Origin of the sequence: Borreliella mayonii (genome assembly GCF_001945665.1) — a bacterium.
Classification (GTDB): Bacteria; Spirochaetota; Spirochaetia; order Borreliales; family Borreliaceae; genus Borreliella; species Borreliella mayonii.
In genome coordinates this window covers 122,210-136,879 of the sequence record NZ_CP015780.1, presented here as the reverse complement: position 1 = coordinate 136,879, position 14,670 = coordinate 122,210, and the positions used below count along the sequence as shown (strand labels likewise).

Annotated in this window: 11 protein-coding genes and 1 pseudogene; 10 read left to right on the top strand and 2 right to left on the bottom strand. The window is 28.3% G+C overall.

Annotation, left to right across the window (positions count from 1 at the left end; genetic code table 11):
• Nucleotide 1: 1 nt before the first annotated feature.
• Complete coding sequence (locus tag Bmayo_RS00675; protein ID WP_075551856.1) at nt 2-1,891, bottom strand: PASTA domain-containing penicillin-binding protein; 1,890 nt, start codon at nt 1,889-1,891, stop codon at nt 2-4.
• Between the two features lie 132 nt (nt 1,892-2,023).
• Here Bmayo_RS00675 and hisS point away from each other — a divergent pair, with 132 nt between their 5' ends.
• A complete protein-coding gene (hisS, locus tag Bmayo_RS00670) occupies nt 2,024-3,394 on the top strand; it encodes a histidine--tRNA ligase (RefSeq protein ID WP_075551855.1) in 1,371 nt (456 codons plus the stop codon).
• 45 nt (nt 3,395-3,439) lie between these two features.
• Here the strand turns inward: hisS and Bmayo_RS00665 are convergent, their stop codons facing one another.
• On the bottom strand, nt 3,440-4,564 hold the full coding sequence (locus tag Bmayo_RS00665) for a tetratricopeptide repeat protein (RefSeq protein WP_075551854.1): 1,125 nt from the start codon (nt 4,562-4,564) through the stop codon (nt 3,440-3,442).
• Nucleotides 4,565-4,747: 183 nt separating this feature from the next.
• Between Bmayo_RS00665 and Bmayo_RS00660 the strand changes: the two genes are divergently transcribed.
• The 9 genes and pseudogenes from Bmayo_RS00660 to Bmayo_RS00620 all read left to right on the top strand — a co-directional run bounded on the left by Bmayo_RS00660 (nt 4,748) and on the right by Bmayo_RS00620 (nt 14,667).
• Nucleotides 4,748-5,692, top strand: a complete 945-nt coding sequence (locus Bmayo_RS00660) for a tetratricopeptide repeat protein (RefSeq protein WP_075551853.1) — start codon at nt 4,748-4,750, stop codon at nt 5,690-5,692.
• A gap of 37 nt (nt 5,693-5,729) precedes the next feature.
• Nucleotides 5,730-8,435 (top strand): transcription elongation factor GreA, encoded by a 2,706-nt coding sequence (greA, locus tag Bmayo_RS00655; RefSeq protein WP_075551852.1) that lies wholly within the window; start codon nt 5,730-5,732, stop codon nt 8,433-8,435.
• Nucleotides 8,436-8,448: 13 nt separating this feature from the next.
• Nucleotides 8,449-9,457, top strand: a pseudogene (locus Bmayo_RS00650) (recombinase RecA).
• Between the two features lie 11 nt (nt 9,458-9,468).
• Nucleotides 9,469-10,236 (top strand): hypothetical protein, encoded by a 768-nt coding sequence (locus Bmayo_RS00645; RefSeq protein WP_075551851.1) that lies wholly within the window; start codon nt 9,469-9,471, stop codon nt 10,234-10,236.
• Nucleotides 10,223-10,972, top strand: coding sequence for a pseudouridine synthase (locus tag Bmayo_RS00640; protein WP_075551850.1), 750 nt, complete (start codon nt 10,223-10,225; stop codon nt 10,970-10,972). The genes Bmayo_RS00645 and Bmayo_RS00640 overlap by 14 nt, the downstream gene beginning before the upstream one ends.
• A complete protein-coding gene (gene cmk / locus Bmayo_RS00635; RefSeq protein ID WP_075551849.1) occupies nt 10,956-11,621 on the top strand; it encodes a (d)CMP kinase in 666 nt (221 codons plus the stop codon). The genes Bmayo_RS00640 and cmk overlap by 17 nt, the downstream gene beginning before the upstream one ends.
• Before the next feature lie 2 nt (nt 11,622-11,623).
• Nucleotides 11,624-13,279, top strand: coding sequence for a 30S ribosomal protein S1 (locus tag Bmayo_RS00630; RefSeq protein ID WP_075551848.1), 1,656 nt, complete (start codon nt 11,624-11,626; stop codon nt 13,277-13,279).
• Complete coding sequence (locus tag Bmayo_RS00625) at nt 13,279-13,887, top strand: tetratricopeptide repeat protein (protein ID WP_075551847.1); 609 nt, start codon at nt 13,279-13,281, stop codon at nt 13,885-13,887. Before Bmayo_RS00630 ends, Bmayo_RS00625 begins: the two co-directional genes overlap by 1 nt.
• Nucleotides 13,888-13,944: 57 nt before the next feature.
• A complete protein-coding gene (locus Bmayo_RS00620; RefSeq protein ID WP_145924572.1) occupies nt 13,945-14,667 on the top strand; it encodes a hypothetical protein in 723 nt (240 codons plus the stop codon).
• Nucleotides 14,668-14,670 lie beyond the last annotated feature (3 nt).

Sequence of the window (14,670 nt, the reverse complement as noted above, 5' to 3'; positions counted from 1 at the left end):
ATTATTTCAAATACAGTTCAAGCTCTGCTATATCTTCTAATTTTGTATTGGGAGATATACTTTGCTTGTAAACAAATCCGTCGCCATTTATTTTTATTTTCATGGTGTTTTTATAGTGCTTTAGTATGTTTATTACTTCTCTTTTGGAAAGGTTGATAAAATTTGGCAAGTATGTTTTGTTTTTATAATTGGTGGCAGTTTTAGGGATCTTGATTTTTGATGGCATTTTGATTTTTTTATATGTGATGGTATTTTGTTGGTGCTCAATAAATTCTATTATTTCTTTTGCCATTGGAGCTGCTATTCTTGTTCCGTATATTATTTTTTTGGGGTATCTGTATACAATATAAATAGTATATTTGGGTTGTTCTGTGGGATATATTGCTAATATAGAGGATGTATAGTCCTCTTCTGAGTATTTGCCAGTTTTTCTATCAATGGCTTGAGATGTTCCGCTTTTTGCAGAAATGTCAAGATTTTTAATTTTAAGATTTGGAATTCCACCTTTATTTACAACTTCTCTCATCATTTTTAAAACTTTTTGTGCTGAACTTTTGGATATTGCTTTTCTTATTTCTTCTTTATCAAATTCTTTAATATTTTCTCCTTTATCGTTGCTTATTTTTTTTATTATTCTAGGTTTTAACATTATTCCATTATTGCCCAGTATGCTTGCAGCTTGTAATATTTGAACTGCTGACACTCCTATTTCTTGTCCAAATCCAATTGTAGCTTTACTTCGTCCTGACCATTTTGAATAATGATTTAACAATCCTTTTGTTTCTCCGGGAAATGGAAATCCAACTTTTTCTCCAAATCCAAAATCTAAAAGTTTTTTGTAAAAGTATTCATTGCTAACTTTTTCAGTAATGTAAGCTATTCCAACATTTGATGAATAAATTAAAATCTCTGTAGAATCGATATATTTATAGGGAGGATTTAATGTTTTGATTGTAATTTTTTCTCCTGATGAAAATTGTTTTTGATATATTCCATTGTCTAAAAATTTTTCTTCTAAATTTAATTTTCCACTTTCTAATATTATTGCAACTGTAAAAATTTTATTAATGCTGCCAGGTTCATAGGTTAGAGATGAAGAAAAGTTTTTTCGTATTTCTTCAGGATATTCATAATAAAAGTTTGCATCATATTGAGGAAATTGAACCATGGACAATATTTCTCCATTTTGTGAGTTCATTACCAAAGTAATTAAACTTTCAGGATTATTTTCTTTAAAGTATTTTTTAGCTATTTTGCTAACACCTTGTTGTATATCCATGTCTATTGTTAAGTAGATGTTGTTTGTTTCTAACTCTTCATTTAAAAATTGTTGTTTGGTTTTATCTTTTCCTAATATGCTATTTAGAGAAAATTCAATGCCTTCAAGGCCAAGATTATCTGTTCCTACAAAACCAGTAATATTACTTGTGGCATGTCTAAAGGGGTAAATTCTTGTGTAATCAGGGTATAAAGCAATATTTGAAAGTCTGCCTTCGGCTTGGATTCTTTTAATTAAATCTGATTCTTCCCTTTTTATTTTTCTTTTTATATATAAAAATCCTTTATTAGAAGAAAGCTTTTCTTTTAAAGTTCTTGAATCAATTTGGAGTATTGCGCCAAGAGTTTCAGATGTGCTGACAATATTTTCTATTTTTTGAGGATTTGTTCCGATTGAGTAGGACTTTGAAGAGAATGCTATTGGTTTGCCATTTCTATCATAAATTGTTCCTCTTTTGGCAATATCATTTGATTTTAAAGATATCATGTTGTCTGGACTATTATTAAAGACCATTAGTGTGAAATATTTGTAAATAGTTAGCAAAGTTATACCCAAGAAGATTGTTAATATTATTTTTATTCGATACTTGTTATTAAGTATTCTTTTGGTCATGAATTTTGGACCTCTTAAATTATTTTATGATTATATGAAATAAAAAATTATTCATTTTTTTTTGCATCTATATTATTATATGTTATTATATTCTGAAAAAGTAAATTACTATATAGCAGAGGGTATAATATAATGGACATTAAAACTTTAAAAGGCTTTAAAGATTATTTGCCAAAGGATTCTTTGATTCGAATTCATATTGTTAGGCAGATATTTAGCGTTCTTAATTCTTATAATTTTGATCTAATAGATACTCCAGTTCTTGAATATTCAGATTTGCTTTTGAAAAAGAGTGGGGATGAAACCGAAAAGCAAATTTATAGGTTTAAAGATAATGGAGGCAGAGATGTTTCCATGCGATTTGATTTAACTGTTCCTTTTGCCAGATTTGTTGCTACAAATATTTCTGCTTTAAAATTTCCTTTCAGACGTTCTCAATTTGGAAAAGTTTTTAGGGGAGAAAATTCTCAAAAGGGTAGATACAGAGAATTTATGCAATTCGATTTTGATATAGTTGGAGAGGATAGTTTTAGGGGTGATGCTGAGATTCTTTCTGTTGTGTATTATGGACTTGAAGAGATTTTTTTGAATTTTATAGAAGGCATTAATAAAAAATTTGTTATCCATTATTCTCATCTTGGCATATTGAATTCTTTTTTTGAAAAATTAGGACTTAAAGAAAAGTCTCTTTTTATTTTAAGAAATATTGATAAAATAGATAAAATAGGAATTGATAAGGTTAAAGAAGGGTTGCTTCTTGAGATCGAAAAAGAAGCAGTAGATTCAATCTTAAGTTTAGTGAACTTGCAAGGTACTTTTAAAGATAAAATACAAGCTTTAAAAAGTATTTTAGGCGATAATGAGTCTGTCAAGAGAGTAGAAGATGTTTTTCAACATCTTAGCTTATTGAAAATTCAGGATTCTTTTAACTTAAATCTTAAAATATCGCGTGGGCTTGATTATTATACAGGGATTGTTTTTGAATCTGAGGTGTTTGGTAGCAATATGGGTAGTGTTTGTAGTGGGGGAAGATATGATAATTTGATTTCTTCGTTCTCAAACTCTATTCAAAAAGTTTCAGGAGTTGGGGGATCTTTTGGTGTTGACAGAATAAAGGATATAATTGATCTTGAAAAGTTTAGTTATATTAAAATATTTGTCACTAAGGCTAGATCTAAAGTTTTGATTGTAAATTTAGATAGTGCTTTGCAAAATTATTATTATGAGCTTGCTACTAGGTTTAGAAATCATGATTATTCCAAGGTTAAAAATATTTCTTGTGAAGTCTATTTTAAAAACAAAAATGGTAAAAATATTAAAGAGCAAATAGAATATGCTTTAAGCAAAGAAATAAGATTTTTAATTTTTGTTGGTCAAGAAGAATATAAAGAAAATAAAATGAAAGTAAGAGATTTGACAAAAAAAGAAGAGTTGCTGCTTTCTTTTGAAGAATCAATAAATCTTATCAAATGTAATGAAAAGTTACTATGCACCCCGTTTTAATCTTAAATGTTAATTATTTTTTGAAATTTTGGCAAAGATATTGGATCAATTTGAATTTTTATCTATTTTTCTAATTGTTATTGCATTTAGGGCAAGTTTGTTCTTTTTGTATTCTATTTGTCCAAGTATTTCAACATTGTCTTTAAAATCAATATCAATATCAAAGGTTGTTTTTGTTGGTATAATTCCTGAGAGTACATTTTTGTTGTATCCTACATAAAAGTCAAACTGAATTATGTTATCTTTTTTTTCGATATTATTTACTACTCCTTCCCATTTTACATATACGTTTGAATAGATTGATGGATCTTTTTTAATATCTTTTAAGCTTAGATGTTCATTAAAGCTAATAAAATCTGGTCTTGAGATAAAACTTGCAAGATTTTTGGCTTTTAGTTTTATGGACTCTGATGCATTTGAATTTAATATTTTATTTATTTCTACTCTTGCAAAATTATCTTTTCCCTTTTTTAAATAAATTTTGATTTTTTCGAAAGAATTTTTAATTTCGTCGCTGGTTAGTATTAATATGAATTGGCCTTCTTCATTTTTTATTTTTTCTTTGTTATTTATTTTAATGTCATCAATGTAAGCAACAATATTGTTTAAATTTTTGTTTATTTCTGCTTTTAGATTTGCGGATGTTGTTTTTTGTCTATAAAAAATAAAATAGATTGCCAATATTGAAATAAATACAATTGCTCCAATGGTAATTATTATGATGAACTTTGTTGAATTTTTATCGGGTATTGCCTTAATTGTTGGGAACAATTTTTCATATAGGTTGTTATTTTTAAAAAAAGCAGAACCTTTGATAGGATTTTTTCGAATAATTTCAAGAGACAGCTCTGATCGATCTACTTCTTGATTTTCTTCTATCATTTTAAGCCATATCTGAATAGCTTTTTCTTCTTTGCCTTGGCTTACTAAAAGTATAGCAATAGCTTGTTTTATATTTGATTCGTTTGGGTTTAAAGTGTAAGCTTTTTTAAGATATATTTGAGCATTGCTAAGGTTCCCAATGCGAAGATAAGACATTCCTAAAACATAGTGGTACAAGTAGTAATTTTTGTAGAAAAAGATTTCTTTTTCTAGGAGTTTTATTGCTTGTGAATATTTTTTTGAATTATAGTAATAAATAGACTTGTTAATAATTTTATTAGGTTCCATATAGCTAGAATTCGACCCCACAATTTTCTTTTTAATATTATAATATAAGATTTTATTTTAAAAGAATAATAAATAAAATATTGTTATTTTGCCTTAATTTCTTGTTTGACTAAAAATTGATAAATGATATAATTATATAAAGTGTAACGAGGGTTTGTATATATTGTTTAAAATGGTGGGGATGTGTCATCAGAAAGAATCGTTGAATTGATTAAAGAGATTTATTTAGATTTTAGAAAAGGCAATTTCAAAGAAGCTTTAGTAAAATCCGAAGAGGCTCATTCTATTGATTTTGATAATATTGAAATTCTAACAGCTTTGAAAAGCTCTGTGTATTGGAATGGCCAAGTTGAAAGCCTTGATAGAATAGGGCAGGATTATGAAAAGGCAGAATTTTTAATAAGAGAGTGGAATAATTTTGCAGGACGATATTTGAAAAAGATGGGCTGTAATTTTTTGCAAGGTCGCAATTCTATAAAATATTTTGTGTTTCAGACCTGTCTTTATATATATAAAAATATATACAAAATGCATCCAGAAAATTTGGACCTTTTAATAAAAATTGCTAAGTCTTATAAAGGTATGGGAAATTACGAGAGAGCAATTAATGTTTTTTTGCAAATATTAGGAGATTTTAAAGATAACTCAGATGTTGTTGCAGAGCTTGCTGATTCTTATGCGTTGGTTGATGAAATTAAAGAGGCTAAAGTCTTATTCAGAGAGGCTTTTTTTATTAATCCTCAAAAGATAGATATATATTCTCTTGAGTCTGATATGATTTTAAGATTAATAGATCTTATTAAGTCTGACAGAAATATTTCAGATGATCTTATAAAAGAATGGATTCCTGTTTATGGCTCTCTTAATGGTGTTTTTAATATTAAAAGAGAGTTAAGGCCTATAGAGCTTGGACAGCTAAAGCAGTCTGTTTACAGTTTGCGCAATGAACTTAAAGAAAAGTCTTATAGATCAATAAATGAGAGCATATTACTCCCAAGGCTTATTAATAAATATTTTTGGCTTATTGATCATTATGTAAGGATAAAAGAAGATAGAGCACGTATTGATGAGATTTTGTTATACATAAAAGAAATAGACCTAGGTATTTATCAACAGTATGTAAATTAGTTGCTTGATGCTAAAAAATCGATATTAGGAGAGTTTGATGTCTAATGTTACTACCATAGAGAAATTAGATAGTATTTTACAAGAAGATAAGTGGACAAGAACAATTGTTAATAATTATTCTCTTGCCAAAATAAAAGAATTGGATGATTTGATAGATAATATAATTGATGAGGGATTAACAGAAGATGTGCTTGATATTTGCGGAAGGCATTTAAAGGATGTTAAAAAAAGCATAGCAGGTCTTTATATTTCTGGAATGCTTATATATAGTAGGCGACCTTTAAATGATATGAATTTGCTTGCCGTTATTGATTTGTTTTCTCAAAATTTAAAATGGGCTCTTGTTGAGCATATATGTAATGAAATGCTTTTAATTTCTGAGAATAAACATGCTCTTTATACTCTTGCAAAAATATATGCTCAGAATAATGAAAATGATAAGCTTCCAAGCATTTGGACTAGAATTGTTGAAGCGGATATTGATGACACTGTGTTTGTAAGACAGCTTGCTACCTATTATGAAAATATTGATTTGCAAAAATCAATATTCTATTTTAGAAAGGCTATTTATCGTTTTATTGATAAAAAACAAATGTCAGGAATCAGAGAGGTATGGGCTAAGCTTATTCATTATGTTTCAGATGATTTTGATTCTTTTTTGCTTATTTTACAAAAAATTGAAAAAGATCTTGGATTTAAAAAGGCCATAGTTCTTTATGAGGATTTATTTGATCATTACTCTTTGACTGATAATATTGATGAGACAATAGAAATTTTAAAAGGTATTTTAAAGCTTGACAATAAAAATCATAAGGCAAGAGAAAATTTAGTTAAATTTTTAAGAGAAAGATATAAAGATGTAAAGAATATTGAGGATTATCTTGTAAAGTCAAATATTGAAAACTTAGATAAAAATTTTGTTGATGTATATTCAGACTTTGAAAAATATTTGTTTTTTGCAAAGGGTAATTTTGTTTATCATCAGACTTGGTCTGTTGGAATAGTAAGGGATGTAAATGATCATGGCATTACTGTTGATTTTGTTTCTAAAAGAGGTCATTTTATTGGTTTTGATATGGCGATGTCGGCTTTGTCTCCTCTTAGCAGAGAGGATATTAGAGTATTAAAGGCTATAACTCCTAAAGAGGAACTTGCAGATAGAGTAAAAAAAGATATTGAGTGGGCTATAAAGGTTATTATAAAAAGTTATAAAGCTATTGATTTAAAGGGAATAAAAAAAGAGTTGGTCCCAAGCTTGATGACTCAAAGTTCGTGGAATTCATGGAGTTTGAAAGCAAAGCAAATCTTAAAGGATAATCCCCATTTTGTTATGGATTCTGGTAAGCTTGATTGTTATATATATAATGAGAGATCTTCTAATTTGAATGAAAAGATGTATGATAAATTTAAGATTGAAAAAGATTTTTATAAAAGGTACGAGATATTTATAAACTATTGTAATGTCAAGGGAATTGTTAAGGATTTGCATATTGAAGAAGAGATGCTTAACTATTTTTTAATTTATGTTAATAATTTTACAAAGGTTGATCATCATGTTATAAGTTCTTACGTTATTCTTAAATCTTTAGGTAATTTTTCTGAAGAATTGTCATCAAAAGTTAATATAGAAAAAGATGTTAATTTAGAATCTCTTTTAAAGGAGTATTCAAAAGGAATAGTGGATCTTTTTGATTCAATTTTGAATGCAGAAATCAAAAAAGAATTAGTTGTTTTAATCAAGAAAGAACTTAGCAATTGGATTTTGTACTACAAAGAACTTTTTCCTCATTCTGTTAACAAGAGATTGGTTGAATCACTTTACAAAGAAGATCCCAGAGAAGTGGAAAAATTATTTAATTATGTTATAAAAAATTATAAGATCTATAAAGATGCTTATATTTGGATTTTGAAGCACTCTAAAACTTATTCCATTGAACTAAGTTATTCAGATTCAGATCTTTTATCCAATTTGATTAAAATTTTAACTGACAGTGTTATCAAAATTAATAATAAAAATAATTCTGTTGCAAGTAAAAGAATTTATAAAATGGTAATTAATCTTTTAATTAAAGATGGATATCTTAAATCGGTTTTAGGGTGCATGAGAGATGAAGAGCTTGCAAAAAGAGTGTATATGACTTGTTTTTATGTAAAAGATTTCCCTCCAAAGGATCTTTTAGAGATTAAATCTATAATAAGGCAATTATTTGATTCTGTTGAGTTTGAAGATGAAAAGATGCAGCTTGCAGGCGATAGAATGGAAATTGGATTTTTAACTATATTGAGTTCTTTGAATAAAAAGCAAAAAGAGCTTAAGCATTTAAAGGAAGTTGAAATTCCAGAAAATTCAAAAGAAATTGGAAAAGCTCGCGAACTTGGCGATTTAAAAGAAAATGCTGAATATCATTCTGCTAAAGAAAAACAACAGTTTTTAACAAAAAGATTAAACTCTTTAATGTTGGAAATAGAGAATGCAAAAGTTATAGACACCAAGGATCTTCAAAGTTCTGTTGTTGGTTTTGGGACGAAGGTTGTCATTTTAAATGAATTTACAGGCAAAGATGAATCTTATTTAATACTTGGACCTTGGGAATCAAACCCTGATGAAGGCATTATTTCATATAAATCACCTTTTGGAGAAAATTTGCTTGATTCTAGGGAAGGGGATAGTCTCAATTTTGTTATAAATAATACTAATTTTAGATATGTTGTAAAGAAAATAGAGCCCATAAAATTTAACTAGGAAAAATTTAAGAATGTCAAAGTTAAAGGAAAAAAGAGAAAAAGCTGTTTTTATTATAGAAAGAGCAAGCAAAGAGGAAGCTATTGAGCTTGCAATTGCAAGAGTTCAAATAGAAAAAGCTTTTGGAAAAGGAAGTCTTATTAAGATGGGAGAATCTCCTGTCGGAAAAGGTATAAAGAGTATGTCAAGCGGATGATCTATTGTATTAGATGAAGCTCTTGGCATTGGTGGATATCCTAGGGGGCGCATAATAGAAATTTTTGGTCCTGAGTCGTCTGGCAAGACTACTTTGACTCTTCAAGCGATTGCTGAGGTGCAAAAAGAAGGCGGAATAGCCGCTTTTATTGATGCTGAGCATTTAATCAGAAGTGGTGGTGTTGATTTGATTGTAGTTGATTCTGTAGCAGCTTTAACCCCTAAATTAGAGATAGATGGAGAAATGGGGGATTCTCAGATTGGTTTTCAAGCGAGATTAATGAGCAAAGCTCTTAGAAAGATTACTGGTATACTTTCTAAATCCAATACTTGCATTATGTTTATTAATCAAATAAGGATGAGGATTGGTGTTATGTTTGGCAATCCTGAGACTACTGCTGGTGGAAATGCTTTAAAGTTTTATGCATCTCTTAGGCTTGAGGTTAGAAGGATTGAACAAGTAACTAGATCAGGCTCAAGTGATGATGTTATTGGTAATAAGATTGGAGTTAAGATTGTGAAGAATAAGGTTGCTCCACCTTTTCGTAAAGTAGAATTGATAATTTATTTTGGGAAAGGTATTTCAAGAGAAGCTGGTATTTTAGATGCTGCTATTAAGCATAATTTAATACAAAAAACAGGCTCTTGGTATTCATTAGGAGATAATAAGTTGGGACAAGGGGGAGAGAGTGTTATTGAGTATCTTAGCAAAAGAAGTAGAACTTGCAAATGATTTGGATAAGAGGCTTAGAAAAATAATTTTTAATAATTTTGATCAAGAGGATGATAATTTTATTGAATTTAAAGAAGATAAATCTGAGCAGTAGGAAAAATTTAAATGTCAGAATTGAGTAGTTACTCTATTAGCCTTGATAATTTTACAGGCGGAATAGAGCTTTTTTTTGAATATGTTAGCATGAATAGACATGTTCTGAGATCTTTAAGTTTAAATCAAATAATTGAAGAATTTGTAGTCGCTTCAGGTGCCCTTAATATAAGCATTAGAGGATTGATAGATTTTTTTTATTTTGCTAATAATTTGTTTTATTGGAAAACTCAAATTTTATCTCTACCGAAGCCTGAATGCAAAGATAAAGCGGAACACAAAGTTGTGCAAAGATTAATATATTATAGTAAGAATAGAGAAAATGAAAAATTACAATTAAATCAAGCAAAGAATTTTAAATTCTATGACTCAAAAATTATTGAAGATTTTATTTTTAGCGATAGTGGTAATTTTGTTAAAAATATTAATGCTATTGCTAATGATAATAATAAAAAGAAAAATTTGAAGAGAAAGTCTGGTACATTAAAGAAAAAAGTTGTTAATAAAAATTTTTTGTGTGATAAAAAATTTAAAGCCGTTTGTAATAAATATGAATTGAGAATTTTTGAGAAAAAGATGAAAATTATTTCTATTTTAAATAAAGAGAGTAGCTTAATTTTTGATTCTCTTTTAGATTTTAATGCCGATAATTATTCTTTTGAGAGATTTTCTTATTTTTTGGTATCTCTTGAGTGCAAAATGCTTAATATTGTAAATTTAGGATATTTAAATAATAAATTAGTATTATATCGAGGTTGTAAAATTAATGATTGCACTTAAAACCCCACGAGTTCACGTTTTTTTAGCTGAAAAGGGAGTAGGGTCAAGAAGATTTTGTGAGGAGCTGATAAGAAAGAAGCTTGTAAGAGTTAATGAATCTATTGCTAAGCTTGGAGATAAAGTAGCTTTAGGAGACAGAATAATTTATAAGAAACAGATTTTTGTTTTTAAAGATTTTCAAAGTAATAATAAAATTTATCTGGCTCTTAACAAGCCTAGAAATTATTTATGTTCCAATTTTGATGTTAATGGAAGAAAGCTGGCAATATCTTTAGTTCAGCCTTTATTTAAAGAGCGTGTGTTTTCAATTGGTAGACTTGATTTTAAGAGCTCTGGACTTTTATTATTCACTAATGATGGTAAATTTGCAAACGATATTATTCATCCAAGGCAAAAAGTTGAAAGAGAATATATTATTGAATCAAAAAAAGATATTGATGAAAATTTGCTTATTTTTTTTAAATCGGGTATAAAGGTAAAAAAAGAATTTTTTAAATTAAAATCTTATGAAATTTTAAATAAAAATTCTGCTAGATTGATTTTAGATGAAGGAAAAAATAGGGAAATAAGAAAAGTGTTTTTAAGTAAAAATATTTTTTTAAAAAAAATTCATAGAATTAGAATTGGCAATATTAATTTGGATAGTTTAAAGGAAGGTCAAGTAAAAATTGTTCCTTTGGCTAAGATAAATAGGTTGAAATCCAGGCTGGAGAAGTTAAATGATAATAGCAATTGATGGGCCTTCGGCATCAGGAAAAAGTTCAATTGCAAGAGAGCTTGGTGTGAAGCTGCACTATAAATTTATCAGTTCTGGTCATCTTTATAGAATAATAACTTTAATTGCTCAAAGATCTATTATGAGTAGCTGCGATTTTATTAGTGAGAGTAGTCTTTTAAATTTGATTCTTGAGAATGATATAAGTTTTAATAATTCCACCTTTTTGCTTAATGGAGAGAATGTAGAAAGTCAAATTTTAAACGATAAGATTGATTTTCAAGTTTCTTTTTATTCTTCTTATGTTGGAATAAGAAACATTGTGAATAAAAAATTAAGAGAGGTTGTTAAATTTAGCGATGATAATTATATAATAGAAGGTAGAGATATTACTACTGTAGTTTTTCCAGAATCTGAATTTAAAATATATCTTGATGCTTCTGTTAAAGTTCGAGCTTTGAGGCGATATAAACAAAGAAATGGGAATGAGACTTTAGAAGAATTAGAGCGTACTCTTAAAAGAAGAGATGATGTTGACAAGAGAAAACAATATGGTAAGTTGAAATTATCAAAAGGGGTTTTTTACCTTGATACAAGCTATAAAGGATTAGACGATGTATGTAATATTATAATAGAAAAGTTTAATTTGAAAAAAGTAAGAGAGAGGTGAGAATGGAAAATCAAAAAGATTTACAAGAAAATTATTTGAAAGTGCTTGAAAGAGTAGAGCTTGGAAGTCGTGTTTCTGGGACGGTTGTTAATATTATGAAGGATTATGTTCTAGTAGATATTGGTTATAAATCGGAAGGCTTTATCAAGATTGAAGAATTTGAAAATGTTCCCAAAATTGGTGATAAACTTGAAGCAATCGTTGCAAGAATAGGTGGAGAATTGGGTCTTATTTTGAGTGTTGAAAAGCTTGATTCTTTAAATTTTAAAGATAAAGTATATGAATATATTCAAAATAAAAAAGTAATTAAAGGCAAGGTGTTGGTTGAGCTTCCAAATGGCTATAAGATTCAAATTAATGAAAATGTTTCTGGCTTTATGCCTTTTTATTTAAGCTCTAAATCTAAGGATGAGAAATTAAAAAGAGGGTCTATTGTTGAATTTTATATCCTTGAAGCAAGTGAAGCAGACGGTTTGAGACTTATTCTTGATAGGCGCACTTTAGAAAAAGAAAAAGATCTTGCTAAGAGAATAGAGCTAGTAAGTTCTTATAATGAAGACGATGTGGTTGATGGCGTGGTTGAGCGTATTACAGAATATGGTGCGATTGTAAAAATTAAAAATTTTGTTACAGGAATTTTACATAAAAGAAATATTGCTTTTAATCAAGTTGAAAATATTGAAGATTTCGTTAGAGTTGGTGATAAATTAAAGTTGAAAATTATTAAGATAAATCCACAAACAGGCAAAATGGAATTATCCCTTAAGGCCTTAAAAGCAAATCCTTGGGATTCTGTGGATATTAAATATAAAATTGATAGCATTGTAAAAGGGAAAGTTGTAAAAATTTTACCCTTTGGGGCTGTTATTGAACTTGACAGCGAATTGTCAGGATTTTTACATATAAGTAATTTTTCTTGGATAAGAGTAATAAAAAGTCCTCAAGAATTAGTAAAGCTTGGTCAGATTGTAGAAGTTAAGATTTTAGAGATAGATAAAGAGAATCAAAAAATATCGCTAGGTATTAAACAGATTAATGAAAATCCTTGGGAGAGATTAACTGAGAAATATCCTATTGGGAGAGTTATTCAAGGAGTTGTTATCAATGTTACAAAAACAGGCGCTTTTGTAAATATTGAAGAAGGTATAGATGCTTATGTTAGTAAGTTTGATATTTCTTGGCTTGAAGAGGTTGATCCTGAAGAATATTTCAAGATAGGTGATTTAGTAAATGGGAAAGTGCTTGAGGTTGACAGGCAAAAGAGAAATGTTAGATTAGGAATCAAGCAGCTAGAAGAGAGCCCTTGGGAAGATTTTTCTAAAAGTTATAAAAAAGGCGATGCTATTGAAGTTGAAATTGTAGAGAAAAAGTCAAAAGGCTTTCAAGTAAGAGTTTATAATAAAATAATGGGATTTATTAGTAAAATTCAACTAGGAGATACAAAAGAATCTAGTTTAGAAACTTTTGAGAAATTAAGCGTTGGAGATAAGCTTAAAGTGGTAATAACAAGCATTGATTCTAAAGACAAGTCAGTGTTGCTCTCTTATAGGGAGTATGAAAATCAAAGATCAAGAGAAGAGATTTCTTCTTATTTATTTAAGGGCAATGATGAGGAATCTTATAAGCCATTTGAAAATTTACTAAAGAGGGATGAGTAATGGCTAAGAATAAACTTTTAGTTTTCTTTATTGCTATTATTTTTGTGTTTGTATCTATTATTATTATTTATAATTCTTTGGGTAAAGATTATATAAAGAGTGGTGGAGAAATAGTAGAAAATCTTGAAAAGGATTTAAATGATTATTTAAAAGAAAATGATATCAAAGAGAGGGAAAAAATATCTCTTAGGATAAAGGAACTTATTTTAAAGGAAAAAGAAATTTCATCTTATTTTATTTCAAGGTTTTATTTGGCCAGAGCTGTTTATTTGCAAAGTCAAGCACAGTATGATGAGGCTATTAAAGATTTAGATATTGTTATTAAGGTAAAAGGTATTGAAAGTGAGATTGCTTTTCTTAATAAAGCTGCAGTTTATGAAAAAATGGGATTAAAAGAAGATGCTTTATTAGTTTATGAGGATCTTATTAATAGTACTAGCTTGGATTTTTTAAAGGTAAGAGCTCTTTTGAGTAAGGCAATATTGATTGAAGAAAAAGATAAGGATCTTGCTGTAAAAGTATATGAAGAGATTGTTAAGTTTCCGTATGAAAATAATTTATATATAAATATAGCAAATAATAAAATTTTAGAACTTAAGCAAAATTAATTTATATTTTTTGGGGGAGGTTTTATAATTTTTTTTATCTTATATTTTGTATTTTGTATGGGGTTTTTTGGCTGTGGTCTTGACAATATTTTAATACTTCCTTCACCAGAAAAAGTTGATAATAGAATTTCAAGAGATTCTGTGGCTTTTTTTTTACCAGCAGGTTATTTTTCTAATCAAGCAGCTGGTAAATTAAGAGGTTTTGATATATATTACAAGTTTTATCCAGAAGGTGCTAATTATCACGTAAGCAGTTTCCAAAAAAGCGTGGAAAAAGATTTTGAAGCCCTAAAGGGTGTTTTTGACAATGTTAGTGAATTTAATAATAGAGGGTTTTATAAAATAAATTTGAGTTCTACTATTTATTCAGGTAAACCTGTTTTTAAATTAAATAAAGAATGGGTCGATAATAAATTGCCTTTATATTTTGAAATAAACTTTGGAGAATTAAGAAAAGATGTTCCCGGTGAGGCTTTCATTATTGTGAGAAATGGAAACACTTCTTCATCTGTTATTCTTGAGAAGAAAAATATATATAGGTCCTATATTGACAAAGGGAAATATATAGGTTTTTCAAAATCTATTAAAAAGTCTAATTTTTCAGACAAAGAGAAAAGGCCAATTGATCTAAAACATATAAATGACGATTTTTTTACAAAAGATATTGCCCCTAAGTATAATTTGGCAATTTTTGTTATGAGTGTGGGCAGCATTGTTGATGATGCTTATAGTGTTCTTATTAATCTTGGGGATTTGTCGGGATTTAGTTTATCTAATTAGTTG

Excerpts from the sequence above, each read along its gene's own strand:
- Bmayo_RS00675 (WP_075551856.1), bottom strand. The coding sequence starts at position 1,891 with ATGACCAAAAGAATACTTAATAACAAGTATCGAATAAAAATAATATTA.
- hisS (WP_075551855.1), top strand. The coding sequence starts at position 2,024 with ATGGACATTAAAACTTTAAAAGGCTTTAAAGATTATTTGCCAAAGGAT.
- Bmayo_RS00665 (WP_075551854.1), bottom strand. The coding sequence starts at position 4,564 with ATGGAACCTAATAAAATTATTAACAAGTCTATTTATTACTATAATTCA.
- greA (WP_075551852.1), top strand. The coding sequence starts at position 5,730 with ATGTCTAATGTTACTACCATAGAGAAATTAGATAGTATTTTACAAGAA.
- Bmayo_RS00645 (WP_075551851.1), top strand. The coding sequence starts at position 9,469 with ATGTCAGAATTGAGTAGTTACTCTATTAGCCTTGATAATTTTACAGGC.
- Bmayo_RS00640 (WP_075551850.1), top strand. The coding sequence starts at position 10,223 with ATGATTGCACTTAAAACCCCACGAGTTCACGTTTTTTTAGCTGAAAAG.
- cmk (WP_075551849.1), top strand. The coding sequence starts at position 10,956 with ATGATAATAGCAATTGATGGGCCTTCGGCATCAGGAAAAAGTTCAATT.
- Bmayo_RS00630 (WP_075551848.1), top strand. The coding sequence starts at position 11,624 with ATGGAAAATCAAAAAGATTTACAAGAAAATTATTTGAAAGTGCTTGAA.
- Bmayo_RS00625 (WP_075551847.1), top strand. The coding sequence starts at position 13,279 with ATGGCTAAGAATAAACTTTTAGTTTTCTTTATTGCTATTATTTTTGTG.
- Bmayo_RS00620 (WP_145924572.1), top strand. The coding sequence starts at position 13,945 with ATGGGGTTTTTTGGCTGTGGTCTTGACAATATTTTAATACTTCCTTCA.